20 protein-coding genes are annotated in these 21,855 nt (G+C 45.2%); 18 read left to right on the plus strand and 2 right to left on the minus strand.

Features of this window, described 5'->3' with window-relative positions; genetic code table 11:
- The first annotated feature begins 27 nt into the window (after positions 1-27).
- From LSG31_RS09885 to LSG31_RS09910, 6 genes are all read left to right on the plus strand, one after another.
- Complete coding sequence (locus LSG31_RS09885; RefSeq protein WP_347439095.1) at positions 28-771, plus strand: SDR family NAD(P)-dependent oxidoreductase; 744 nt, start codon at positions 28-30, stop codon at positions 769-771.
- Positions 772-827: 56 nt separating this feature from the next.
- Positions 828-1,205 carry a VOC family protein gene (locus LSG31_RS09890; protein WP_347439096.1) on the plus strand — a complete coding sequence of 126 codons (378 nt, stop codon included), beginning with the start codon at positions 828-830 and terminating at the stop codon, positions 1,203-1,205.
- A gap of 199 nt (positions 1,206-1,404) precedes the next feature.
- The gene (locus LSG31_RS09895) at positions 1,405-3,726 is read left to right on the plus strand and encodes a putative bifunctional diguanylate cyclase/phosphodiesterase (RefSeq protein ID WP_347439097.1); all 2,322 of its coding nucleotides are present in this window, start codon (positions 1,405-1,407) and stop codon (positions 3,724-3,726) included.
- A gap of 150 nt (positions 3,727-3,876) precedes the next feature.
- Positions 3,877-4,590, plus strand: coding sequence for a vWA domain-containing protein (locus LSG31_RS09900; protein WP_347439098.1), 714 nt, complete (start codon positions 3,877-3,879; stop codon positions 4,588-4,590).
- Positions 4,587-5,372, plus strand: a complete 786-nt coding sequence (locus tag LSG31_RS09905) for a PP2C family serine/threonine-protein phosphatase (RefSeq protein ID WP_347439099.1) — start codon at positions 4,587-4,589, stop codon at positions 5,370-5,372. Before LSG31_RS09900 ends, LSG31_RS09905 begins: the two co-directional genes overlap by 4 nt.
- 2 nt (positions 5,373-5,374) lie before the next feature.
- The gene (locus LSG31_RS09910; RefSeq protein ID WP_347439100.1) at positions 5,375-7,078 is read left to right on the plus strand and encodes a helix-hairpin-helix domain-containing protein; all 1,704 of its coding nucleotides are present in this window, start codon (positions 5,375-5,377) and stop codon (positions 7,076-7,078) included.
- A gap of 57 nt (positions 7,079-7,135) precedes the next feature.
- Here the strand turns inward: LSG31_RS09910 and LSG31_RS09915 are convergent, their stop codons facing one another.
- Entirely contained in the window at positions 7,136-8,365 is a 1,230-nt protein-coding gene (locus LSG31_RS09915) for an MFS transporter (RefSeq protein ID WP_347439101.1), read from the minus strand.
- Positions 8,358-9,131, minus strand: coding sequence for a DeoR/GlpR family DNA-binding transcription regulator (locus tag LSG31_RS09920; RefSeq protein WP_347439102.1), 774 nt, complete (start codon positions 9,129-9,131; stop codon positions 8,358-8,360). Before LSG31_RS09920 ends, LSG31_RS09915 begins: the two co-directional genes overlap by 8 nt.
- Positions 9,132-9,513: 382 nt before the next feature.
- Between LSG31_RS09920 and LSG31_RS09925 the strand changes: the two genes are divergently transcribed.
- The 12 genes from LSG31_RS09925 (at position 9,514) to LSG31_RS09980 (ending at position 21,853) form a co-directional block, all read left to right on the plus strand.
- Positions 9,514-10,704 (plus strand): glycine C-acetyltransferase, encoded by a 1,191-nt coding sequence (locus tag LSG31_RS09925; protein ID WP_347439103.1) that lies wholly within the window; start codon positions 9,514-9,516, stop codon positions 10,702-10,704.
- Between the two features lie 62 nt (positions 10,705-10,766).
- Positions 10,767-11,729 carry an L-threonine 3-dehydrogenase gene (locus tag LSG31_RS09930; protein WP_347439104.1) on the plus strand — a complete coding sequence of 321 codons (963 nt, stop codon included), beginning with the start codon at positions 10,767-10,769 and terminating at the stop codon, positions 11,727-11,729.
- Between the two features lie 131 nt (positions 11,730-11,860).
- Positions 11,861-12,670 carry a prephenate dehydratase gene (gene pheA / locus LSG31_RS09935; RefSeq protein WP_347439105.1) on the plus strand — a complete coding sequence of 270 codons (810 nt, stop codon included), beginning with the start codon at positions 11,861-11,863 and terminating at the stop codon, positions 12,668-12,670.
- Between the two features lie 175 nt (positions 12,671-12,845).
- The gene (locus LSG31_RS09940; RefSeq protein WP_347439106.1) at positions 12,846-13,289 is read left to right on the plus strand and encodes an SACOL1771 family peroxiredoxin; all 444 of its coding nucleotides are present in this window, start codon (positions 12,846-12,848) and stop codon (positions 13,287-13,289) included.
- A 283-nt stretch (positions 13,290-13,572) separates the two neighbouring features.
- Positions 13,573-14,373 carry an ABC transporter ATP-binding protein gene (locus LSG31_RS09945; RefSeq protein WP_347439107.1) on the plus strand — a complete coding sequence of 267 codons (801 nt, stop codon included), beginning with the start codon at positions 13,573-13,575 and terminating at the stop codon, positions 14,371-14,373.
- A gap of 40 nt (positions 14,374-14,413) precedes the next feature.
- Positions 14,414-15,439 (plus strand): ABC transporter substrate-binding protein, encoded by a 1,026-nt coding sequence (locus tag LSG31_RS09950; RefSeq protein ID WP_347439108.1) that lies wholly within the window; start codon positions 14,414-14,416, stop codon positions 15,437-15,439.
- A 28-nt stretch (positions 15,440-15,467) separates the two neighbouring features.
- Positions 15,468-16,214 (plus strand): ABC transporter permease, encoded by a 747-nt coding sequence (locus LSG31_RS09955; protein WP_347439109.1) that lies wholly within the window; start codon positions 15,468-15,470, stop codon positions 16,212-16,214.
- Positions 16,215-16,532: 318 nt separating this feature from the next.
- Positions 16,533-17,444: an AEC family transporter gene (locus LSG31_RS09960; RefSeq protein WP_347439110.1), complete on the plus strand. Its 912-nt coding sequence runs from the start codon at positions 16,533-16,535 to the stop codon at positions 17,442-17,444.
- Positions 17,445-17,919: 475 nt separating this feature from the next.
- Positions 17,920-18,690, plus strand: coding sequence for an IclR family transcriptional regulator (locus LSG31_RS09965; protein ID WP_347439111.1), 771 nt, complete (start codon positions 17,920-17,922; stop codon positions 18,688-18,690).
- Between the two features lie 4 nt (positions 18,691-18,694).
- Positions 18,695-19,468: an SDR family NAD(P)-dependent oxidoreductase gene (locus LSG31_RS09970; protein ID WP_347439112.1), complete on the plus strand. Its 774-nt coding sequence runs from the start codon at positions 18,695-18,697 to the stop codon at positions 19,466-19,468.
- A gap of 156 nt (positions 19,469-19,624) precedes the next feature.
- Positions 19,625-20,527 (plus strand): fumarylacetoacetate hydrolase family protein, encoded by a 903-nt coding sequence (locus tag LSG31_RS09975; protein WP_347439113.1) that lies wholly within the window; start codon positions 19,625-19,627, stop codon positions 20,525-20,527.
- 72 nt (positions 20,528-20,599) lie between these two features.
- Entirely contained in the window at positions 20,600-21,853 is a 1,254-nt protein-coding gene (locus LSG31_RS09980; RefSeq protein WP_347439114.1) for a nickel pincer cofactor-dependent isomerase, group 22, read from the plus strand.
- Positions 21,854-21,855 lie beyond the last annotated feature (2 nt).

Here is a 21,855-nt window from a genome sequence, read left to right on the forward strand (position 1 = left end):
TACAGGGAACAGAAGGGAATGGGGCATATGGATTTGCGAAATCGAGTCGTTTTGGTAACAGGCGGTGCAACGGGGCTGGGACGAGCCATCAGCCTTGAGCTTGCCCGGGCAAATATGCTGGTTGCCATCAATTATTCCCGATCGGAGGATGATGCCAGGGAGACGATGCAAGCCATCGAGGAACTGGGCGGGCAATGCATGATGGTAAAAGGGGATGTTTCATCATCCGAGCAAGTGGAAAAACTGGTACAGGAAGTTGTCAATCGTTTTGGCAGATTGGATGCGGTCGTTGCCAATGCAGGAACGACTGTATTCCGTCCATTTGAAGATCTTGACGGCATTACGGAAGAAGATTGGGATCGAATTCTGGGAGTCAATGTAAAAGGCGTGTGGTTTACGGCCAAAGCAGCAGCTCCGTATTTGAAAGCGAATGGCTCCGGACGGATTGTCATTACAACATCTGTCGCGGGGATTCGGCCATCGGGAAGTTCTTTGCCCTACTCGGTTTCCAAAGCGGCTGCAAACCATCTGACAAAAGGCTTGGCAAAAGCAATGGCTCCGGATGTATTGGTCAATGCTATCGCCCCTGGGCTGCTCGATACCCGATGGACCCGCGGCCACAGAGAAGATACGATTCAAAATTTTTTGAACAGCTCTCCTTTAAAACGGGTTGCAACATTGGAAGACTGCGCGCGGCAAGTACGTGTATTGATTGAAACAGATTCGATGACAGGGGAAATAGTCGTCGTCGATGCAGGCTCGTCTCTATAATTTCATGTGTCGTTATCATTTCATTTGAAGATATTCAGCGGCTGGGAGGAATTCAATTGATCAAAAGATTTGAACATGTCGGTATTCTTGTTTCGGATATGGAACGTTCTCTTGCATTTTATAAGGAAGTGTTCGGTTTACAGCTTCGTTTGCGAGCGGCCTTGAATGAACAAGTGGAACTGGCCTTCTTATACCATCCCGACCAGCCGGATTTCGAGGTGGAATTGATTGGCGGAAAAGCGATGGATGCCAAGGAAGGTTTTGTGAATCATCTGGCGGTTCGCGTGGAAAATATCGATGCGGCCATGGAGCGATTGAAACAATTGGGAGTCAAAATGCGGGACGAAGTTCCAAGAGTCATACTGAATCGTGTGAAAATCGCCTTTTTTGAAGGGCCGGATGGAGAAGCGCTGGAGTTGGTGGAAAGGGAATAGTCAAAAGGGAATGGAAAGAGGTGCCATGGATGTGTCGATGGCGCCTTTTTTCATTGGTTTCGAATCGTTAAGAAAAGGACACAACTCAATCATTGACGAATGAAAAAAGCGTATGCCATGATTAAGTGGGTATTTCTATCTGTACAACCATTTTGTTGCAGAACCAACCGCCAATTATCTCTCGAATGGAGGCACTCGGATGAACTCCGGCAGCGGTTACTTCAGACGAACGCTATCGATCCGCTCCCAAAGGATTCAGGAACGTCGCAGTGTAGAAAAATTGATCGAATTACGAGGGCAAATTGACGAGCTCGTTTTGGATAAAGCAAGTGTATCCGAAATTTACTCATTGGTATGTCAGCGGCTTGTCGAGATCATTCCTGCCAGGCTTGTGTGGGTGGGAACAAAAGAACCGGATGGCAGTGTAGTATTGCAAGCGTATACGGGAGCGGCAGCCGGAATGATGGAACAAGTCGTGCATAAAGGAATTATGCCGCGATGGGATGATTCAGATTTTGGCAGAGCATCGGTCGGGAACGCATTGCGAACCGGCCATACACAGTTTAGCAATTTTATAAAAGGTGAGGAAGAGCAAATACGCCACTGGAGGGAACTGGCGGAACTGTTTGATATTCGTTATTCCGCAGCGTTTCCCCTGAAGGATTGTGACCAAACATTTGGCGTGCTGGTCATTTATACCAACCAATCTGACGGTTTTTTACCCGGTCAGATTCAGGTGCTGGAACGAATCGGCAAACGTCTGGCCGTTGCCATGTTGGTCTCAATCGAACGAAAGCGGCTGGAAGATAGCGAGGAACGGTTGCGCATTTTGCTGGAGCATTCCAAGGATATTATTACGTTAAAAGATCATGAAAAACGTTGGATCGCGATGAGCAGAGTGGCTATGGACCTACTTTGCCTGTCAAATGAGAATTTTTCTGTCTCGTCTCTTGAAGATGTATGGAAACAAAAGCCTGCATCCAAAGCAAATCTCCAATGGATTGATGAGATGGACAAGATTGCCTGGGAAACAAGATCCCCCGTCAAACAGGAATTGGAATGCAAACAAGGCGATGAACAGTATCTTGTGTTTGATCTGGTCAAGATTCCTGTCTTTAACCAAGATGGATCGAAAAAAATGATGATCAGCATTGGCCATGATATTACGGAACGCCAAAGAATCGAAAGACAAATGGTTCACGATGCACAGCATGATCCACTGACTGGATTGCCAAACCGCCGGGCACTCATGGAACGGTTGCCGCGGTTGATGGAAGGAGTCAGGCAGAAGCAGGGGATGTTGGCATTGTGTTTGTTAGATCTCGACGGATTTAAGGAAGTCAACGATTCTCTCGGGCACCATGTGGGAGATCAGTTGTTGCAAGAGATTTCCATGCGTCTTGCGAGTATGGCGGGAAACGGAAATCTTGTGGCGCGGCTTGGCGGAGATGAATTTGTAATCGTGCTCCATCAGTTGCGGGACACAGATCAAGTGCAATCCATCGTTTCGCAAGTGTTGCAAGCCATACAAAAACCATTCAATTTTGATCCCTTTTCCCATGACCATTTGATTCAGATTTCCGGAAGTATGGGTGTGGCTTTTTTTCCTCTTCATCATGAGGATCCGGAAAATTTGTTGCGGTATGCAGATTTGGCCATGTATGCCGCGAAAGCCCGCGGTGGAAATTGTTTTAAAGTATTCGAAGAAGACTGGAATACGAAAACAAAACAACAACTGCATATCCGCAAAAGAATGAGAAAAGGCATCGAAAAAGAAGAATTTCGGCTGTATTATCAACCTGTCATTCACTTGCGTACAGGAGAGCTCCTAAGTGTGGAAGCGTTGATTCGTTGGCAAGATCCAGAAAATGGACTCTTGAACCCGGGGGAATTTTTGCCGATGATCGCAGGAACCGGGTGGCAAGTGGAATTGGATCGCTGGGTATTGCGAACGGCGGCCATGCAAGCGAAAAAATGGTTGTTGGAACATCAGCCGTTGGCAATCTCGATTAATATTTCGAGAGACTACCTTTTGCATGCGGATTTTTTAAAGGATTTGCGAATGATTTTGCAGACATCTCCCCCTTCTCTGTCCCAATATCTCATCATCGAGGTATTGGAATCTGTCAGACAAGACGATATTGCCATTTCCTTGCCGGTTTTACAAGTATGTCGCGAGATCGGAATACGGATTGCATTGGATGACTTCGGAACGGGCGTTTCCTCACTGGTTCATTTGCAGCGCATACCGGCTGCTTATATAAAGATTGATCGGGATTTTATCTGCCGAATCATGGAGAGCAACGAAAATCGGGCGATCGTAACGGCACTTGCGGCATTTGGTCAACATGCCAAACGCAAAGTGTTGGGGGAAGGTGTGGAAACATTGGAATTGGGCAAGGAGTTATTAAATTTGGGATGTTATTGGGGACAAGGATTTGCAATTGCACGGCCAATGCCGCCGGAACAAGTTTACCACTGGTATGTAAATTGGCAGATACCAAAGGAATGGCGAGCATGACAAAGCAATTGCAAAAGGTAGGATTTTGTTGGCAATTGTCGAATGTATAATAAAAAACCATGAAAAATCGGGAATTTTGTAGATGCTTCGTGAAGACATGCCTGTTGCGGAACCGGAACGATCTTGTGCCGGCATGGAAGGATACAGGATTTGCAACGGAACGATGAAGCGTTGGTGGAGGTTGAACCGATGTTAGATTTTGAACAAATTCCTTTTGCGGTGGAATTTGCAGAGAATCCTGAACCGCGCTGCCCTTGTATTTTGCTTTTGGATACTTCGGGATCGATGATCGGGAAGCCAATAGAAGAATTAAACCAGGGATTGCACGTTTTTAGGGAAGAGCTAATGGCAGATGCCATGGCAGCCAAGCGAGTCGAATTGGCCATTGTAAGCTTTGGACCTGTTCAAGTGCAAACAGATTTCCAGACGGTAGATGCATTCGAGCCGCCTACATTGGCGGCGCATGGTGATACGCCGATGGGAAAGGCGATTGAACAAGGGCTTTTGATGTTAAGCAAACGCAAAGAAATTTATAAGCAAAACGGAATCGCATATTATCGGCCATGGATCTTTTTGATCACGGACGGTGCTCCGACAGATCTGTGGGAACAAGCGGCAGAGCAAGTAAAACAGGGAGAAGCGACAAAATCCTTCATGTTTTTTGCGGTCGGCGTGGAGCGGGCAAATATGGGAATCCTGCGGCAAATTTCCATACGTGAACCGTTAAAACTAAAAGGTTTGCGTTTTGGTGATTTGTTTACATGGTTGTCCAATTCGCTCAGTTCTGTCTCCCATTCCTCTCCCGGAGACAAAGTTCCACTGACAAATCCGGCAGCACCGGATGGCTGGGGCGTTGTTGAATGATAGAGTCGAAATGGAAGTATTCTTTCGTTTCTGTGACGGGCACTTCCCATAAAAAAACAGGCAGCGCCTGCCAGGACTTTAGCATGTGTGATATTTTGTCTTCCCGTACAGGTGGAACGATATTGACCGCTGTGGCATCAGATGGAGCAGGGAGCGCCAAGTACGCGGAACAGGGATCGAAGCTTGCCTGTGACATGTTGATGCATGCCATTCGCCGGTGTCTCGAACAGCAGGACATAATGGATGTGCTGAATCGATCATTTTTTGAAGAATGGTTGCAGATGTTTCAAGACGAGGTGCAACGACAGGCGAATCAGGTGAGCGGCTCTGTACGGGATTTTGCTTGTACATTATTGGCTGCAGTCGTTACAGATACACATGGAGCTTTTGTTCAGATTGGCGACGGAGCTATCGTTGTTTCCGTTCCGGGAAAGCCGGAAGAATACAATTGGATTTTTTGGCCTGACCAAGGGGAATATGCCAATACTACCTGTTTTGCTACCGATCGCCATGCATCGCAACACTTGCGATTTGAACGGTTTGAAGGATGTTGCGAGGAAGTGGCGCTGTTTACGGATGGGCTGCAAATGCTTGCATTGCATTATCAAACGCAGACGGCACATAACCCTTTTTTTCGTTCTTTTTTTTCACATTTGCGATCCCAGAAAGAACGAGTTTCGAAGCGGTATTGCCAATCATTATATGCGTTTCTTGATTCATTCCCCGTGAATCAGCGAACGGATGATGATAAAACGTTAATTTTGGCCACGCGGAGAAGATGAAAGTGGACAAATACCAAAAATTTTATGATCGGAACGGAAAATCCGTAACACTTGGGAGCGAAATTGGCCGTGGCGGTGAGGGCAGCGTATATGAAATTCTACAAACCCCGAATCGCGTGGCGAAACTCTATCATCGGCCGGCCGACACACAAAAACGCTCCAAACTACTGAACATGATCGCTCTCCAAAACGATTCGCTGCTTCGTGCTACAGCTTGGCCGCTGGATCTGCTGACGGATTCCAATGGTCAGGCGATTGGCATGATCATGCCAAAGATTGCCGGATATAAGGACATTCATAAACTGTACGGACCCAAAACCCGTTTGACGGAATTCCCAACCGCCAATTATTCCTTTCTCATCCATGCTGCCACAAACCTGGCGCGTGCATTTGCTGCCGTGCATGAAAGCGGGCAGGTCATCGGAGATGTGAACCACAGCAATATCGTTGTATCAGACCAAGCGTTAATCAAGCTGATTGATTGCGACAGCTTCCAAATTACTGTGAACGGAACGCGGTTTCCTTGTGATGTGGGAGTCAGCACACATCAACCGCCGGAACTGCAAGGATTGTCTTTGCGCGGTATTCGGCGCACCCAAAATCATGACAATTTTGGGTTGGCGGTGCTGATTTTTCAATTGCTTTTTATGGGACGACATCCTTTCTCCGGGATTTATTTAGACAAAGGCGAAATGCCAATTGAACGGGCGATTCGAGAATTTCGTTTTGTTTACAGTCAAACAGCAAAAACGCAGCATATGCATCAACCGCCAAACACTCTTCCTTTGTCATCTGTGACAGGACCTTGCGCATTGCTATTCGAACAGGCGTTTTCCAGAAAGAGCGCGCAAGAGAATGGACGTCCCAGTGCCGAGGAATGGGTACAGGTACTCGAAACATTGCCGAATAAAATTATCAAATGCAACAAAAATACCGGTCACAGTTATCTGCATTCCTTATCTGAATGCCCGTGGTGCAGATGGGAGAAGAAATCGGGAATTTTATTGTTTCCCGGCGCTTTTTCCGCCAATCAGGGGAACGTTCAAGCGTTTTCCTTGCAAGCTGTATGGGCGCAGGTGCAAGCAGTGCCGACACCCGGTCCGATTCGGCAATTTCCGGATCTTTCAACATTTCATGCAGGCTTGTCTGAAGAAGGCAAGAAATATCGAATGCAGCGTCGGATACGGATTGTCAGCATCATCAGTTGTCCGGTGGTTGCAGGCGGGGCGGCAATCTTGTTTCCGGAGTGGAGCTTGATCATTGCAATCCTTTCATTCCTTGTCCTTACGACCGGTTCACTATGGAAAAGCAAGTTGTATAAAACATTAGCAAAACAATGCCAGGTAGCGCAAGAACGATGGGAAGAGTTGCGGAATCGGTGGGAACAGGAAACAGGGGATGAAGCCTATTATCAGAAACGCAAGGAACTTGAACATTTACGTTCGCAATATCAGCAGATCTCTGTAAATCGCAAACGAAAGTGGAAACAATTTGAAATGGGGCAGAAAAAACGCCAACTGGAATTTGAAGAAGAAATCAATACATATTGCTATAAGCTGGAACAACGGCTGCTTGCCGGGCACCAGCAATTAAAGCAAATTCTGTTAGAGATTGAGACGAAACGAAGAGACCTTTTGCAAGAGGCGGAAACGGTATGCGCGACCCTTGTTCAGGCAAAAACCGATTTGGGAATGCGCAAACAATGAATGCAATCCTAAGAAACAAAAACCAGTCCAAAACACGAAAATAAAGTGTTAGACTGGTTAATTCTCTTTCACTGCATTCAGCGAAGCCAATCCTTCATTTTTTGTTGCAGAAACACTGAATTTATGAACTAGAACCATAAAAACATTCATTAACAATGCAAATGCAGCTAAAATCCAGAGAGTGGCTTGGTATGAAAATGTGTCGAGACACCATCCGATAAATAAAGGCAGAACTGCACCGCCCGATCCTGCTGAAGCGATTAGGAGACTGGATGTTTGCTGGGTTGAACCTTGTAATGTTTGATTTGCCAATAGTAACGCTATTGCAAAAATTCCTGACATAAATAAGCCAATTAAAACGACTAAAATGAAAGAGATTTGCACATCAGGAATAACCGCCAAGAAGATAAGGATGAGAAACGTACCTATATTACTCCGGTTTAGAAAAAGAGAATAACTGATTTTTGCAGAAATTACTCCGGTCAAAGCCCGTCCTATGACCATTGCGCTCCAAAAAACAGCAACACTAAGTGTGGCAAAGGAATTACTGATCTTAAACTTCTCTATAAAAATGGATGGAATATAATTAGAAATACTAACTTCAATCCCTACATAGAGAAAAAAGAATAAAACAAAAATGATCAATAAAGAGCAATTTCGTTTGGAATTTGTGACTTTCATTTTGTTTTTCTGCGCATGGAGCTGCTTTTCTTTCAAGTAATCGTTATATTCCCCAAAGGGATACCATTTCCAGAGGATAGCCATAATTAGAGCGGCAATACTCACTATCGTAAACGACCAAGACCATATCTGTTTTTTTATCAACATACTAACCACGAATGGCATAAGTAGCGACCCAAGCCCAAAGAAAACCTCAAGCTTGCTCATTGCTTTCGATTGTTTATGCTTAATCAATTCAAGAATGAGAGCCCCGACTGTCGACTGAATGATCCCTAATCCTAGCCCCGAAATCGGTATAACAAGCTGAAAAATATACCAGTGAGGTAGTTTACTTACCGAGAACTGTGCAACTCCTAAACTTAAAAAGGCAAGGAGCAATACGTTTCTTCTCCCGAATCGTCGAACACACCAAGGAGAAATTAAAACGCCAAGAAGGAATCCGATAAATTGGGAAAATATTAATACTCCGCCATTACTGTAATTTTTACCATAAAATTTAAGCAACTCTGGGAGCAGAGAACCAATAATGACTTCGGTTACTCCAAGTAAAAGATACGATACTCCGCCCAACCATATGAGTCCGTGCTCATCTTTAGGGTTAGTCATTTGTTGTACCTCGTACCAGCATCACATCCACCTCATGACGGTTTAAGATTTCAATCATTTCATCGCTGGGTTCTTTATCTGTTATTAAAATATCAACGTCATCCCACCCACAAACGCGCTGAAAAAGTTTTCGTCCAAACTTTGTGTGGTCAGCTAATACAATCACTTGGTCAACTCTTCGTATCATTTCTCTTGCTAAATAAGCTTCTTCTGCGTCAGGAATGGATAAACCATCTTGGGTTATTCCACATGTACCCAAAAACAACTTATCTGCATTATAGTCTGATAACATTTCAATCGCTTTTGCACCATAAATAAAACGATGAGTCGGATTAAACAACCCTCCTAATACATGAAGGCTGCCTATTTCTTGCTTGGAAAGAATGCTGGCAATATCGATAGAATTTGTAACGACAACATTGTTTTGATTTAACATATACTCTGCAACAAACTGTACGGTCGTTGAAGCGTCCATAATCAAATACTCATTATTTTTGATTAGGGATGCAGCCAACTTTCCAATTTCTCTTTTCCCTTCTGGTTCATCAAGTAATCGTTGTTCATAATTGAGGACTTCTTTAGTTACAGAAGGAAGAATGGCTCCGCCTCTTGTTCGAATAATGCTCCTGTTTTCCTCTAGTTTCACTAAATCTCTACGAGCAGTATCTCTCGATACCTCAAAGACGTTGCAAATATCCTCAATACTGATTCTTTGATGTACCTGCAAATAATTCAATATACCAATTAACCGTTCCTCTTGGTACACAAGTCGTCACCACCTTGTTGCTATGCGTTCATTTTAAGGCACAATAAGTATTAATGCAATAAAATTTAAGCATTAGTAAGTTTTTTAAGTTTATTTAAGTTGTAAAAAATTACAAAAATTGCGGAAGCTACGAAATATTGCAGCATAATCTGCCGGATGGGTGGATTGTGCTTTTTGTGCTTGTGGATTGCAAAAAAAATAATTTCAGTATTTTGTCCACTGTGTATGCACAAAATATATAAAGTGTGCTATCATAAATAACAAATGCATGTGTTGTTTACCTGTATTTCAAAAGTTTGTCTTATTTTTCTGGAATCATCCACGTATCCGACTTTCTGCCGGAAGCGGTTGCAAAATGCACATATGTAAGGGGAGATGCAGGTTGGCAAGCAAGATTCTATCGGAATTTCTGAATGAGCATTTGACGGAATTAAAAAACAAGGGACTTTATAATGTCATTGATCCATTGGAAAGTTCCAATGGACCCATGATCAAAATCGCCGGAAAAGAGCTCATCAATTTATCTTCCAATAATTATTTGGGGCTTGCTACAGACCCGCGATTGAAAGAGGCGGCAATGCAGGCGACCCGGACATATGGTGTAGGCGCCGGAGCCGTACGGACGATCAATGGTACGTTACACATTCATGTGATGTTGGAAGACAAAATTGCAGAATTTAAACACACAGAAGCGGCTATCGCCTACCAATCAGGATTTAACTGCAATATGGCGGCAATCTCCGCAGTGATGGATGAACAGGATGCGATCCTCTCCGATGAGTGGAACCATGCATCGATCATTGACGGCTGCAGATTATCAAAGGCAAAAATTATCCGGTATAAACATTCTGATATGGATGATTTGCGCACACAAGCGAAACAGGCAAAAGACTCGGGATTCTATAAGAAAATCATGGTTATTACGGACGGTGTTTTCTCAATGGACGGCGATATCGCAAAGCTGCCTGAAATTGCAAAAATTGCCGAAGAGTTTGACTTGATCACATATGTAGATGATGCACACGGTTCAGGGGTTCTTGGCAAAGGCGCAGGCACCGTGAAACATTTTGGACTGTCAGACGACATCGATTTTCAGATCGGCACACTTTCCAAAGCGATTGGCGTTGTCGGCGGTTATGTGGCAGGAAAAAAAGATGTCATCGATTGGCTGAAAGTCAGAAGCAGACCCTTTCTTTTTTCCACTGCTTTACCCCCTGGCGATGTGGCTGCCTGCATCAAAGCATTTGAAATCATGATCTCCAGCACGGAGCTGCATGACCGTTTGTGGAGAAATGGGGATTATTTGAAAAAGGGATTAAAAGATCTGGGATATAACATCGGCCAAAGCCAAACGCCCATCACTCCTTGCATCATCGGCGATGAAATGCAAACACAAGAGTTCAGCAAACGATTGTACCAGGAAGGTGTGTATGCAAAAGCAATCGTCTTCCCAACCGTGCCCAAGGGAACCGGCCGGGTTCGCAATATGCCGACTGCCGCGCATTCAAGGGAGATGCTGGATCAAGCACTTGCTGTTTATGAAAAAGCCGGAAGAGAATTGAGCGTTATTTAAGACGACATTGCGGCCACATCATTTTACAAATGTGAAAATGGTGTGTTAGAGGGGATATGCGTATGAAACGGATACTTGTCACTGGGGCGTTGGGACAGATTGGTTCAGAGCTTGTCGGGAAATTGCGGGACGTTTACGGTGAGACACAAGTGGTTGCCACAGATATTCGAAAACCAGGGACCACAGTGACTGAATCGGGTCCATTTGAACTTCTTGATGTTACGGATGCCAAGCAGATGTTTGCAATCGTACAAACATACAAAATTGATACGATTCTTCATTTGGCTGCCGTATTGTCGGCAAAAGCGGAAGCACAGCCCTTGGCTGCGTGGAATTTAAACATGAGCGGATTGCTGAATGCCCTGGAAGCAGCACGGGCATATCAATGCAAATTTTTTACCCCCAGTTCCATTGGCGCGTTTGGGCCGAATACGCCGAAAGAGCAAACGCCACAAGATACCATCCAAAGACCTACAACCATGTACGGCATCAATAAGGTTGCGGGTGAACTGCTTTGCGATTACTATTGCCTTAAATACGGCGTGGATACAAGAGGGCTCCGATTTCCGGGACTTATCTCCCATGTGGCATTGCCGGGCGGCGGAACGACCGATTATGCGGTCGAGATGTATTATGAAGCGATTCAAAAAGGAACGTATGCGTCCTACATTGCCAAAGGCACCTATCTGGATATGATGTACATGCCGGACGCTTTGCAAGCCATTCTTACATTAATGGAAGCGGATGCAGATCAACTGCAGCACCGCAATGCATACAATGTTACGGCGATGAGCGTACAGCCGGAAGATGTGGCCGCAGTGATTCGAAAGCATATTCCATCCTTTACACTCGAGTATCGAGTCGATCCGATGCGGCAGGCCATTGCCGAGAGTTGGCCAAATTCGATTGATGCGACAACTGCCAAGCGGGAATGGGGATTTAAAACGGAGTACGATTTGCAAACAATGACACAGGATATGCTCGCCAAGCTGCAATGTCGTCTCCAAAATACAAAAACTGCATAACAGCAATAGGGCATCATCAAAATGATGTGTTTCAAGATGATGCCTGCTCCCAATTTTCTGAGTATACAGAACTCATTCGAATTTTGTGATACAATTCGTATCATGGAGCAGGAGTGAGGAGGAACCATTAGATGAAAATTGGATACCTTGGCCCTCAGGGCACATTTTCGGAAGAAGCATCCTTCCGTTATTTTTCTGATGCAACGATCAAAAGAATTCCATTTCCTACGTTTTTGGACATTTTTGAAGCAGTCCAAGAAGGCGAGATTGATCAGGGAATTGTTCCGATCGAAAATTCCATTGAAGGTACTGTCAGCGTGGTTTTAGACGGACTGCAAATCTATTCGGATGTATTTATTCAAGGTGAAATGATTCTGGATATTGAACAGCACTTGTTGGTGCTTGAAAACGTGGAGCTGGAGACGCTGAAAGAAATCTGGTCGCATCCGCAGCCCCTCGCCCAATGCCGGAATTTTATCCGCAACTTGAATGTGAAGACGAGAAGCTTCGACAGTACAGTTGCCGCAGCACATGAATTGATCCGCTCCCAAAATAAATCCGTTGGGGTGATCGGCACATCCTGGGCTGCAGAAAAGCTGCGATTACATATGTTGGCTTCCAACATACATGATTTTCCGGAAAATCATACGAGATTTGTCATCGTCCGGAAAGGTGAATACGTATCGGAGGATGCCAAAAAGACCATGTTGCTCATTACTCCAAGCGAAGAGCATCCAGGAGTTTTGGTGAATATATTAAACGTTTTCTCTGCATTGGAATTGAACCTGACTTGGCTGGAATCTCGTCCGACGAAAAAACGGTTGGGGGAATACCAGTTTTTCATGAAAATCGAAGAGGGATTGCCAAGCGAACGAATGCAAAAAGCCGTCCGAATTCTTGCATTGTACGGTCATTCTGTGCGAGTATTGGGAAGCTATTGAGCAGGTGTGATGCACCTCACAAACAGCCATTTGCATGTTCGCTATGATAGTCTGTAAGACCGTTGAGAATTCCCGGCATATTACTGGCGGATGTTGGCACATAAGATGTTTGACACTTCCAAAAGAGAACTGGTGAAGATGGTTGTTAGACTGGATAGAAATGGGGGAGAGGGAATTGGATCAACATCATTTTCGGCTCACTGCCAATTGGGACGGCGGCAGAAATGGAGTCGGTGCACTTGAGATCGGAAATCTCAAATCGGCAATCTCGGCTCCAAAGGAACTGGACGGGCCAGGCACCGGAACAAATCCGGAAGAAATGTTAATGGGAGCTGCCGCCACTTGTTATCTGATCACACTTGCCGCAATCCTGGAAAAACGCGCATTGCCGGTACGCAAACTGACAATGGAAACAGAAGGCATCGTAAGTACGGTTGGCGGCACGCATTTCGAGCAGATCATTCATCATCCGCATATTGTGCTGGCAGCAGACGCTACGGAAGAACAGGTGGAGACGGCAAATGCAGCGATCCTGCGTGCCGAAAAAGCTTGCATGATTTCAAAGGCATTGTCAGGAAACGTAGAAGTGAAAGCAATTCCTACAGTAACAAAGGAGTAAAAATAGGCATCGCCAACTATCTGATGTTGGCAATTCAGCCTTTTGCAAGTTCAGGCCGGGTATTTCGAAATATGTCCCGCAATTGACAAGTTCAAGTTTGTTCAAGTGAATGCAGCGATTACAGATCCTCAGAAACCTGGGGATTTTTTGTTTTATTTTGTACATCAAGGGATACTACATATGTCAAGTATTGACGAGCGTAAAAACCAATGGTACGTTTAATTAATATAGAAATACTAATCGATTTTATCGGATTTAAAATAAAATTGAAGGGGAGGGTATTATGCTGAAGGGGCAAGACGCCTCTACGATACTGGAAGTGGATCGTGTTTCTCTATCGTATGATATGACCAAAGATACTTTGAGCAATATATCGATTTTGGTGAAGAAAGGGGAATTTCTAAGTATCATTGGTTCCAGTGGCTGCGGAAAAAGCTCCTTATTAAATATCATTGCGGGATTTATTCACCCGACGAAGGGAAAAGTTGCAGTAAATGGAAAGCTCGTAGACAGGCCGGGACCGGAACGCGGAGTCGTGTTTCAGGATTTAGCTTTATTCCCATGGTTAAGTGTAGCGGAGAATGTTTCGTTTGGTTTAAAAATGTCTGGTATGGCAAAACAGGAACGATTGAAAAAGAGTATGGAAGCCATTCAAATGGTAGGGTTGACTGGTTCTGAGCACAAGAGTATCGCTGAGTTGTCGGGTGGCATGCGGCAACGGGTGGCAATTGCCCGTACATTAGTGACTGAGCCGGAAATCATTTTGATGGATGAACCGTTTAGCGCACTGGACGAACAGACGAGAGAACTCCTGCAGGAAGAGTTGCTGCGTATTCAAGAAAAGACCGGCATGACCATAATTTTGGTTACACACAGCATTGATGAAGCCATTTATATGTCAGACCGGGTTGTCGCGTTGCAAAGCAATCCGGGACAAATCAAACGTATATTAAATATAGAACTGGGCAGACCTCGCTATCCGGAATTGCGCGTGACCGCTGTTTTCAATCAATATAAAAGACAATTGATGGAGTCGCTGCGGGAGGGATTTGGAGCGCAAAACGCAAATGAATATGAAATCTAAATAAACGTAATACCAGAGACATATAAAGGGAGAGTCATAGATGATATTGAGCAGGATATCAAGTAATAAGCGCATCATTGGTACGTTTGCAGCGGTATTTATGGTTGCCGCCATTTTGTCGGGCTGTGGTGCTGGAGGTACTGCAACAAAAAATAGCCAAGGTGAAAACGGCAAAAGTGCTGTCCAAGACATTAAGATTGGGTATGTAGATATTTTGGCGGACGCTCCGGCAATTATTGCAAAGGAAAAACACACGATGGACCAGCAAGGTGTAAAAAGCGAGTTTTTCGCTTTTGAAAATGGTCCAGACTTATACAAAGCTTTATCGTCCGGAAAGCTTGATTTTGCATATGCCGGTGTGCCGGCAGCCGTCAACTGGTTGTCTCGCGGCGCACAATTCAAGATCATCGCCAAAGTGGATGATGGAAAATTCGGCTTATTGACCAAAGCGTCGTCGGGAATCCGGCAGCCATCAGATTTGAAAGGGAAAAAACTCGGCAATGTCGTCAAAGGAAGCGGTGTAGATTTGCTCGTCCGCGGATTTTTGCTACCGGAGGCAGGGTTAAATCAACAGTCGGTTACATTGGTGCAAATGAATATGGCGAATATGGAACAGGCGATTGACAACGGTGCGATCGATGCTGCAGTAGCGGGTGAACCCTTTTTGACATTTGCGGAACTGCGCGGTTTAAAAGTCGTCAAAGAATTGCCAGATCCGGGAATGGTCGTTTTGGCTAGGGAGGCATTTTTGAAAGAGCACCCGGATCTTGTAAAAACATTCATGCAAGGACATATTGCATCGATCGATTTTATTCATCAACATCAGCAGGAAGCGGCGGCGATTTTGGCTAAATCCTTTCACGTCCCGGAAATTAAAAACAATGGCAAAAACTATACACCTACACAAATCATGATGGCAGCGATGAAGCGAAATGCGTTCGATGCTGCATTTACGAATAACGATATCCAATTCTACAAAAAAATTGCCGATACCAATTTGAAATTAAAGCTGATCGATAAACCGTTGGATATCACACAATTTATCGATCGCTCCTTGAGCCAATAAACAGATCGGAAAGCGGGCGAATGATAGATTGAAAAAGTTTCATTTTGGCATATTGTCTTTTCCTTTTATTCTGGCAGTGTGGATCGCTGCCTCGTATCACTATCCCGCATTAGTGTTTCCGGGGCCTCTCCAAACATTTCAGGAACTGAAAAGACAAGTCGTTTCTACGGAATTTTACCATCATATCGGGATTAGCCTTTACCGATTATTTATCGGATTTTCGATTGCGGCAATTGCTGCCTTTCTCGTCGGGATGTTGGCCGGAGTATCCAAGGCTTTCCGGCAGTTCATCACACCGCTGATCATGATTTTCCAAGCGACGCCGCCGATGGCATGGGCACCGCTGTTGATTTTGCTGCTTGATTTGGGGAATGCGCCGATGATTGCCGTTATTGTCATCGCCGCGTTTTTTCCAATCGTCGTCAACGTAATCGAAGGAACAGAACGAATCAAGCTGTCCCATATCCGTGCGGCACAGTCCTTGGGAGCTAGCAAATGGCAGTTGGCTTTGCATGTCTATTTGCCGGAAGTCATGCCATCCGCATTGACAGGAGTTGTGGTTGGTTTTGGTGTTGCCTGGCGGTCACTCGTTGCGGCAGAAATGATCGGCGGCAATGCGGGAATCGGCTGGCTGATCTCTTCCAGCGGACAAATTGGCAATTCGTCGCTCGTTATGGTGGGAATTATTACAATCGGAATTTTAGCCATGTTATTTGAGTTTTTGTTGCTGCATCCATTAAAGAAACGCTTTGCTTCGTGGGCGCCACGGGCATAAGCGGTTGACTGCGGGGAATCCTGTTTACCGGATGGTGGAGCGGGTATCGGGCATCTGTAAAGCAGTAATGGATATTAGGAATCCGGTATGCAATTGCCGTTAAATGCAAGTGAATATTTCCGAAAAAGCTGCTTTGGGTCCGTTGATCCTATGCAGCTTTTTCGTTTTAAACTGTAGTCCCAGAACTTGCAATTTCGGATGCGCAAACTCATAATAAAAGACTATGAGAGAATGATTGAAGATTTTGAATTTTAATAGGATAGATGGAAAAGAGAAAGCAAGTTTCACATATTTGGAAAGAGAATGGGGGGATACGTTTTGGGAGCTTATTGGAATACGGCGATGACTGTGACATTGCCGATTGTCATAGCTGTTTTAAGCGGCGGATTGTTGCAAAAATACCGTAACATTCAAACAAAAACACTCGTGGATGTCAGCCTTTACGTGTTGGCTCCCAGCCTGATTTTGTACGCATTGGTTGACGGGAGCGGATCGATTTCCCGTATTCTCTCTGTACTCGGATTTACATTAGTAGATATGGGGATTCTATGGTGCATCAGTATCGTTGTCGGCAAAGTGGGGCGTTTTGACTCTTCCACCCGGGCATCCATTACTTTGACAACGGTGTTCAGCAATTGTGTGAATTACGGTCTTCCCGTTACTTTGTTGGCGTTTGGAACAAATGGGTTTTCCATGGCTGCCATTTATATTATTCCGCAGATTGTATTGGTGAACAGTCTCGGTATCTATATCGCCTCCAATTCGTCAAAAAGCCCGTTGTCATCGTTGGTTGAAGTAGTAAAGATGCCTGTTGTATACGCATCTGTCGCCGGTATCGCAATGTTTGCCGCGCATGGGCACTGGCCAAAAGGACTTGACAATTCCTTTCACGTTTTGGGGGATGGATATTCTGCCATTGTCTTGCTTGTATTGGGCGCACAGCTTGCAAAAGCAAATTGGCGGGATTTTAAACGGACGGATTTGTGGCTTGCAGTTGGGTTGCGCCTTGTCATTGCACCGATTGTTGCCAAATTGACATTGGTTTTACTGGGAATTCATGGGCTCCTGGGATCCGTCTTATTTGTAGAAGCAAGTATGCCCGCCGCAGCCAATGCCGCGATCATGATCGAACGGTTTGGCGGCAACAAACGACTTGTAGCTATGACGGTCGCCGTTACGACAACGATCAGTTTTTTTATACTGCCTGTGGAAATTCTAATGGGATCATAAAATCCGGATGATGTATTGCAGTGGATTCATTAACACAGTGGATTCATGAAATTGCATAAAACATTCAAAAGAAAAAAATTCATAAAAAGTTCGCTTTTCTAACGGGCATATTGTGTGTAGAATTGTATGTGCAATGAAATTTTGTGTACAATGAAATACGGAGGTGAACGAGATGGATGCAATATCGATTTGGATGTGGGCACTTTTAGGCGTTTTGCCTTTGTTGATTTGCATATTTATCACGAAAATTACTATACAAGCGCGCGATCACAGCTAACAAACGACTCGACTCGATTGAGTCGTTTTTTTGTTTATGGGGGTGAGTGGATTTGATGTTGATTGTGCGGAAAATAGGACTTTGAAAAATTTCATTGCGAATGAAAAAATATCCATGCTATACTATTAATATAAAACTCGGTTTATTATATTAAACCAAAGCGCCAGATGAGTGACAGAAATGAGGTTCACCGAAGCAATGAAACCAAAGTATTGGGTACCTGCATTGGAAAGGGCCCACGCCATTCTTGCACAGATCGCTTCTGAACCAGGTTCTCTCCGCCTCATTGATTTAGCCACGCGATTGGATATCAACAAAAGCTCCATGTTCTCTTTATTGCATACCATGGAGACCATCGGATGGATTGTGAAAGAAAAAGGCGATACGTATATGCTAGGTCCTGCTCTCGGGGCATTTGGCGCTGCCTTTTCGAATCAATTCCAATTGCAGGAAGCTTTTCGGCTGGAAGCGATTTCGACTGTACAAAAGATAGAAGAAACGGTTCAGTTGGGTGTATTGGATGGGAATCAAGTGATCTATCTTGGAAAAGAGGAATGTATAGCGCCGATTCGCCTGGTCTCCAATCCCGGTATGCGATTCCCGGCACATGCCACGGCTTTAGGGAAAGTCCAATTGGCTCAGCATGATTATCAAACACTGCAGCAGTTGTATCCGGATGGACAGCTCGAAGAACGAACACCTTTTACGGTGAAACATTTGTCGGAATTGTGGTTGCAGCTGCAGGAAATTCATAAGCTGGGATACGCATTTGATCGGGAGGAAGCAGTACAGGGGTTTTTTTGTATTGCCGCACCGATTTTCAATCATGAAGGACGAATCATCGGGGCAGTTAGTGTTTCCATGGTAGAAACCAGTTGGAAGGAAAAGTGGGAAATGGCAATTCGTGAAATTCTTCAATTGGCACTACGCATCTCAAGTCGTGCCGGTTTTGTGAGGAAAGGAGAGTAGAAGGGTGAGGCTGACTGAAAAAGTTGCTCTAATTACAGGTTCTGGTTCCGGGATCGGCAAAAGCTCGGCGCTATTGTTTGCAAGCGAAGGTGCCAAGGTGATTGTAAATGATGTTTCCCATGAACAGGGTATGGCAACCGTACAGGAGATACGGCAAAATGGCGGCGAAGCTTGTTTCCTTCAGGCAGATGTGACAAACGCCGCTGAAGTAGAAGAAATGGTCAAACAGGCGCTGCAGCAGTATGGAAAAATTGATGTGCTGTTCAATAATGCGGGAATTTCCGGTGTCGGCAGTGTGCATGAGACAAGTGAAGAACTCTGGGATCGAGTGGTCAATGTGAATATCAAGGGAGTTTTTTTGCCGAGCAAATATGTCGTTGTCCATATGATGGAGCGCAAGACGGGCTGCATCATCAATATGTCTTCCTGCATTGCCGAGATCGGATTGATGCGGCGGGCGGTATATTCTGCGACAAAAGGCGCCGTGCTTGCACTGACCAAATCCATGCAGGTGGACTATGCTCCCTATAACATTCGTGTAAACGCTTTACTTCCCGGTACGATTCTGACTCCTTTTGTGGAAAATTACTTGCGAACATCCTATGACAATCCGGAAGAAGCCTTTGAAACTCTGAAAAAACGGCAACTGAGCGGTGATCTTGGCAAGCCGGAAGACGTGGCAAAGGCCGCATTATTCCTTGCTTCCGATGAATCCAAGTTTATGATGGGCGCGCCTCTCTATATCGATGGGGGAGCCACCTTTGGGAAAATGGCATAATCGAAAACTGCCATTCGTATTCTAGTACAGAATCTGGCAGATCGATGGAACGTCAATCTGGTTATTCTGGTTAATCGCTTGGCGTTTTGGACACGGCAACAAATAAATGTTTTACATAGTTTTCATTTTTAAAAATAGAAAGCAGGGACGAAATCAATGAAATTACTTACATTCCGTACATTACATGGACTACAACTGGGTGTCAAAACAGACCGCGGCATTTTGGATGTTGCAAAGGCGGCGGCTGCACTTGCAACTGAGATGGCAATTCCACAAACCATCGATCAAGTATTAGACGGAAATGCCAATGGAATTGAACATCTGGAAAATCTCGTGTCACAAGCACTTGCAGGAGAAACGAACAACGACTATTTCTATTCGGAGGAAGAATTAAATATCGGCCCTTGTGTTCCGAATCCCGGGAAAATTATTTGTGTTGGGTTGAACTACAGGAAGCATGCGGAAGAATCCAATATGGCAATTCCCACAAGTCCCGTATTATTTAATAAATTTAAAAATGCAATTGCCGCACATGGTGATACTGTGTCTCTTCCAACGGACGGCGAACAATTCGATTATGAAGCGGAATTGGCCATCGTTATTGGCAAAAAAGCAAAACATGTGGAGAAAGAGCATGCGTTGGATTATGTATTTGGCTATTGCAATGCGAATGACCTGTCTGCCCGTGATTTGCAATTCCGCACCAGTCAATGGCTGCTCGGCAAAGCTTGTGATGGATTTAGTCCCATCGGTCCATATCTCGTGACAGCGAATGAAGTTGGCAATCCCAATGAACTTGCGATCCGCTGCTACCTGAATGGACAGTTGCGCCAAGATTCCAATACGGCAGATATGATTTTCTATTGTGACGAAATTGTCAGCTACCTGTCTCGGTATATGACATTAGAACCGGGAGATTTGATTTTGACCGGCACTCCGGAAGGCGTGATTATGGGATATCCGAAAGAACAGCAAGTATGGTTGCGGGAAGGCGACGAAGTGACGATCGAGATCGAAAAGCTGGGACGACTGACCAATCGAATTCAGAATGAAGCGTAACCCTGTTTTTCTATCATTTTTAAACGGAACATCGTTTTATAATATAAAACAATAGAATATAGGGGGATCACAATGAACGTTCTTGGTGATTTGCTGAAGCATGTACCGGTTCCGCGCATGGTCAAAGTACGGCAGTCGTTTTACGCACCGGAAATTGCCGATGTAGCGGCAGCCGTGCAAACAGCAATTGGCGAGGCAGGTGTATTATCGCGCATTCAGCCGGGAGATCGGGTAGCGATTGCGGTTGGCAGCAGAGGGATTGCAGATATTCCGATTTTGACGCGAGAAGTGGTTCGTGCGGTCAAGTCGGTGGGGGGAGAACCTTTTGTCGTGCCGGCGATGGGAAGTCACGGAGGTGCAACTGGTGAAGGACAGCTTGATGTCCTTCACCAGTTGGGTGTGACGGAATCGTTTATTGAAGCGCCGATTCATTCCGGCATGGAAGTGGCGGAAGTGGGACGACTGTCCAATGGTCTTCCTGTCTATATCGACAAACATGCTTATGGAGCCGATAAAATTATTGTCATTAACCGGATCAAACCGCATACGGCGTTTCGCGGCCCTGTTGAAAGCGGTTTAATGAAAATGATCACCATTGGTCTTGGCAAGCAAAAAGGAGCCGAGGCTGCTCATGCCTACAGTTTTAAATATATGGCGGAGCATGTACCGGCAATGGCGAACATGGTCATCAGCAAGCTGCCGATTATTTTTGGGCTTGGAACCATTGAAAATGCTTTTGATCGCCCGGCGAAAATCGTGGCAATACCTGCGGAAAAACTGATGGAGGATGAACCCGCATTGTTGCTCCAAGCAAAAGCGCTGATGCCAAAGATCCTGTTTGATCCGTTGGATGTATTGGTCGTCGACGAAATCGGCAAAGACATCTCCGGTGATGGCATGGATCCGAATATTACGGGGCGGTATGCGACTCCCTATGCCAGCGGCGGGCTTGCCGTCAATCGGATCGCTGTCCTCGGGTTGACGGAGAAAACCCATGGCAACTGCAATGGCCTTGGGCTTGCGGATGTGACGACGCGCCGGGTGTTTGAAGCGATCGATTGGGAAAAAGGATTTGCCAATGCACTGACAAGCACTGTGTATGATGTGGTAAAGCTGCCGATGTTTTTTGAAACGGGAGAATTGGCTGTCAAGGCAGCGATTAAAGGAGCAAATCTGGTGCGTCCGGAAGATGTGCGGCTGGTCCGGATAAAAAATACGCTGGAGGTCCGGGAAATCTGGATCTCGGAAAGTCTTATGCAAGAAGCGCAGGAACGCGACGATGTCGAGCTGTTGTCCGAACCTTTCGCAATGGACTTTTCCAATTAGGG

The sequence above is a fragment of the Fodinisporobacter ferrooxydans genome (genome assembly GCF_022818495.1).
Taxonomy (GTDB): domain Bacteria; phylum Bacillota; class Bacilli; order Tumebacillales; family MYW30-H2; genus Fodinisporobacter; species Fodinisporobacter ferrooxydans.